The sequence below is a fragment of the Streptomyces sp. NRRL WC-3549 genome (assembly GCF_000721935.1).
In the GTDB taxonomy this organism is placed as follows: Bacteria; Actinomycetota; Actinomycetes; order Streptomycetales; family Streptomycetaceae; genus Streptomyces.
The window spans coordinates 82,641-87,224 of the sequence record NZ_KL585415.1; the positions used below are offsets into that span (position 1 = coordinate 82,641).

General features: G+C 70.0%; 2 protein-coding genes and 2 pseudogenes. 3 read left to right on the top strand and 1 reads right to left on the bottom strand.

All coding sequences use genetic code 11. The features are described 5' to 3' along the window. The 3 genes and pseudogenes from IH13_RS46170 to IH13_RS0123130 form a co-directional block, all read left to right on the top strand. Window positions 1–232 (top strand): annotated as a pseudogene (locus IH13_RS46170) (exo-alpha-sialidase); the annotation flags it as partial. A 229-nt stretch (window positions 233–461) separates the two neighbouring features. After that, window positions 462–1,091, top strand: coding sequence for a DUF7507 domain-containing protein (locus IH13_RS44845; protein WP_051835903.1), 630 nt, complete (start codon window positions 462–464; stop codon window positions 1,089–1,091). A gap of 4 nt (window positions 1,092–1,095) precedes the next feature. Beyond that, window positions 1,096–3,075, top strand: coding sequence for a family 20 glycosylhydrolase (locus IH13_RS0123130; protein ID WP_267883872.1), 1,980 nt, complete (start codon window positions 1,096–1,098; stop codon window positions 3,073–3,075). 1,194 nt (window positions 3,076–4,269) lie between these two features. Here the strand turns inward: IH13_RS0123130 and IH13_RS42675 are convergent. After that, window positions 4,270–4,584 (bottom strand): annotated as a pseudogene (locus IH13_RS42675) (hypothetical protein); the annotation flags it as partial.

The following is a 4,584-nucleotide window of genomic DNA, read 5'->3' on the forward strand; positions in this document are numbered from 1 at the left end:
GCACATGGGCGAGCTCGTGGGCCCCGGCGCCGACGAGAACAAGACGGTCGAGCTCTCCGACGGCACGGTCATGCTCAACTCCCGCTCCGCGCCCTATCGCAGGGTCGCCCTCTCCCACGACGGCGGGGTCACCTACGGAGAGTTCCGCCAGGACACCCAGCTCACCGACCCGGGCAACAACGGTGCCATCGCGCGCTACGCGCCCGACGCGCCCGCGTCCGACCCCCGGTCGAAGATGCTGCTCTTCAGCAACACCGAGGACGACGGCATCCGGCGCAACCTCACCGTGAAGATGTCCTGCGACGACGGCAAGACATGGCCGATCCGACGCGTCCTGGAACCCGGCGCCGCCGGCTACTCCACCATCACCCCGCTCTCCCGCGGCCGTGTCGGGATGCTCTACGAACGCGCGGGGTACCGCACCATCACCTACGCGGGCTTCGACAGCGGGTGGCTCGGCGGTGGCCGCCGGCGACAGCGCCGACCTGACCGTCTCCGTCACCAACCAGACGCAGCGCACCACCGCGCGGGGCACCCTGGACCTCGATCTCCCGGCGGGCTGGACCACCGGCCGCAAGGTCGCGGTGCCGCGTATCGCCCCCGGTGGCAGTGCCGAGGTGACGGTACGCGTGACGGCGCCCGCCACCGCGACCGGCCGTGTCCCGATGACGGCTGTATACCGCACGGCGGGCGACCGGTCCTACGGCACGGCATCGCTCGACGTCACGGCCGGCCCGTCGGCCCCCGCCCGGCCCTCACTGTCCGCGCTGCCGGTCATCGACCACTACGACGCCGCCGGCGCTCCGGGCGTCACCGGGGACGTGCTGACGTACTGGACCCGGGTGACGAACACCGGGAACACCACGCTCACCGACGTCACGGTCACCGGCAACATGAGTAATCTGCCCACCTGCCACTACTCCAGCCTCGCTGCCGGGCAGTCCTACGTCTGCCGCACGGCCACGGTCACGGTCACCGAAGCCGACGTCAAGCGGGGCTCCTTCGTCCCCGAACTCACCGTGACCGCTCTCGCCCCCAACGGCGTCCGGACCACCTCCACGGTCACCGGCGACCGCGTGGACCTGCGATGAGAGGCTGGGCGCACACCGTGCGGCGGCCACGCCGTACACCGTTCGCCGTGGCCACCCTCGCCGTCGGGGCCCTGCTCCTGCCGCTCACGGCACCGTCCCCGGCAGCCTCCAGGAGTGGCGGGGCGACCGGGGCGACTGGCGACTGACCCGGCACAGCCGCGTCGTCGTCCCCCGCGCGCAAGCCGGCGAACTCGCCACCACCGCAAAGACGTTCGCCACCGACCTGTCCGCCCTGACGGGCCGTGACATACCCGTGGACGAAGGGGCCCCGCGTCGCGGCGACGTGCTCCTCACCACGCGCACGAACGGCCAAGTGCCGGGCCCGGAGGGCTACCGCCTGACGTCCGCGTCCGAACTGACCATCGAGGCCCCCACACCGGCCGGTGTCTTCTACGGCACCCAGACCGTGCAACAGATCCTCAAGGCCGACCCCGACCGCTCCCGCGTCCCCCGGGGCACAGCCCGCGACTGGCCGCGGATGGGGCAGCGCGCCCAGATGCTCGACGTGGGGCGCAAGTTCTACCCGGTGAGCTATCTGAAGTCGCAGATACGGCTGATGGCCTGGCAGAAACTCAACACCTTCCACCTGCACCTGACCGACTGGCGGGGCTTCCGCATCCGGACGGAGAAGTTCCCGCAACTCGCCGCCGAGGAGTCGTACTCGGCGTCCGACCTGCGCGAACTGCAGGACTACGCACGCCGCTACCACGTGGAGATCATCCCGGAGGTCGACCTGCCGGGGCACGCCACGCCGATCACCGCCTACGACCCCTCGCTGCGGTTCTCCTGCGAGTCGATGGACAAGGCGCAGTGGCCGGGCGGCGAACAGGGCGGGTGGACCCTGGACATCACCAAGGAGCACACACGCGACTTCGTCCGTGAGCTGCTCGACGAGATCATCCCCATGTTCGACAGCCAGTACTTCCACGTCGGCGGCGACGAGATCGGCTACGACCCCGCCAAGTACGCCTGCCCCGAACTGGTCACCTACCAGCAGGAACGCGGCTTCGCCTACCCGGGCGACGTGTTCGTGGACTTCCTCAACACCCTCGACCGCCAGGTCCGCGGCCACGGAAAGACGACCGAGGCGTGGGAATGGTGGAACGTCTACGGGCAGAAGAGCAGCATCGCGCCGGACAAGAACATCGTGCTCGACACCTGGGTCAGCGACGACCCCTCCGCCCTCGCCGAGCAGGGCTACCGCGTCGTGGCGACCCCGGAACAACGCCTGTACATTTCACCCGGCTTCGGCCGGAAGCCCGGTGACTACGGGTATGTCGACGTACGTGCCGTGTACGAGGACTACGCGTTCCCGACGCCGGACAACGTCACCGGCTACAAGGCCGCCCGCTGGTCCGACCAGGCCGAGGAACAGAGCCCCCAGTGGTTCGACTTCTTCGCCCGGCGCCCGCTCCAGGTCCTCGCTGAACGCACGTGGGGCGGCCCACGCTCCGCGACGGTGTGGCAGTTCTTCGCACGCGCCGACGCCATCGGCGGCCCGGCACCGGGTGACCCCACCGCACTGCCCAAATCCGGCATGCGGGTGACGTCCGTGGACAGCGAGGAGACCGGGCAGGAGCCGGGCGCCGCGACACGCGTACTCGACGACAACCCGTACACCCACTGGCACACCGCCTACTCTCCCGCCCCCGACACCCCACCTCACGAGATCACCGTCGACACCGGCGCCCGCCACCGCCTCGCCGGATTCCGCTACCTCCCGAGGCAGGACGGCGGCTCCAACGGCCGGGTGGCCGACTACGAATTCACCGTGAGCGACAACGGCCGGACCTGGCGCACGGTGGCCACCGGCACCTTCGCCGACGACCAGACCGAGAAGCAGGTGACCTTCACCCCGACGACCGCCCGGTACGTGCGCCTGCGCGCCCTGTCCGCGACGAACGGCGGCCCCTTCACCAGCATGGCCGAACTCACCATCCTCCAGGCGCCGGCCGGAAGCGGAGCGCCACTCGCCGCACGATAGACCACCACCACCGCTCCATCACCCCGCCATGCGGGGTGGTGTCGGTGCGCCGAGAGGCGCTGATAACCCGCGCGGAGGTGAAAGACCGTCGCCATCCCCCCCTGATGCGGCAGCAGGGGGAATGAACTGGGGACAGGCCAGTCCGGGATACGCCGGTGAGGACGAGAACAGCCCCGACAAAGCCGGCACGGACCAGAACCGCCAGATGGCCTGGGTCCGGCAGGCGCGATGGAGAGAAGCACGAGAGGAACCAGCCATACGTCTCTCGCCCTCACCGGCTCCAACCCCGTGCAGATACGGGCACCGGCGACGGCACACCGGACGACGGAACGGAACGCACCACCGACCCGACCGCGGCCGCACCGTGCGCCACCCCGTCCGAGACCGCGCCGCACCGACGGCGCCAACACACGAACCACAAGGATCACGAGGCAGATGCACGGCCGAGCCGGGTTCACCTTGCTCAGCCACCGCGTTCTCCTCCGGTGATCACTGCACAGCGCCACCACCGCTTACGGCACAGAGCCAGACGTTTTACAGTCCCGGCCTCAGCGTCCGAACCGGGCGGGAGTCGTTCGAACAGGCTTCAGAACTCAAATGCGCCGCGTACCGCAGTGGTGCGGCCACCCTGCGACTCAGGGTGGCCGCACCGCGCCTCCTCTGCTTCTTCGGGCTCTTCTGCGCTCCTCGGTTCCAAGCGCGGGGCGCACCCCGTACTGGAACGTCGGCGCGCAACTGCGGCCTGAGGCGCACGGCCGGGGCATCGGCATCGCCGCGCAGCACCTCCTCGTCGACCACCTGTTCGCGCACTCTCCCGCCGGCCCGAAGCGGACACCGAGACTGGCAACGTCCCGAGCAACCGTCCCCGGAGAAGGCCGGGTTCACCCGCGAAGGCGTGATGTGTGCCGCAAGGTTCCGCGACGGACAGTGACGGTACGCGGTGCGGTACGCGGTGATACGAGGAAACACCGCGCGGCCGGACACGGCCGAGGGGCCGGAGTCCGGCCGCGCGTGACCGCCTCCGTCCGGCCCTGTCGCCCGGGCGGTTTCTCGTCGTGCTTCGGGGCCGGGCGGCGCGTTGCCAGGCACGCGGACCAAGCCCACGCCTGATCCGTTACAGGGAGCTACTGGTCACTTGGGCAGCTTCGGGGGCAGAGGGCCCAGTCAGCCGACCATGGGGTGGCGGCCTGTGGGTCACGTGACCAGCCCCGCGTTGCGGAGTGCGGTGAGGCCGCCATCCGGATAGTTCGTGCGGATGTGGGTCACGACATCGGCGTCCGAGATGGTGAGCTGCTTGTGTACGGCGCACTCCTGGAGCCAGATGATTCCGGGCTGGACGCTCAGACTCCTGAAGCTGCTCTTACCGTCGCTGCCCTGGAAGCCGTACTTCTTGTGGTTGTCGGTGAGCCACTGGATGACCGCGGCGGTGTCCTTGGGAGACGGTTCGAGTGCGGTGACGCCGGGCGTCTGAGCCCTGCCCGCGATCGCGGCGGCCACATCGGGTCCGCC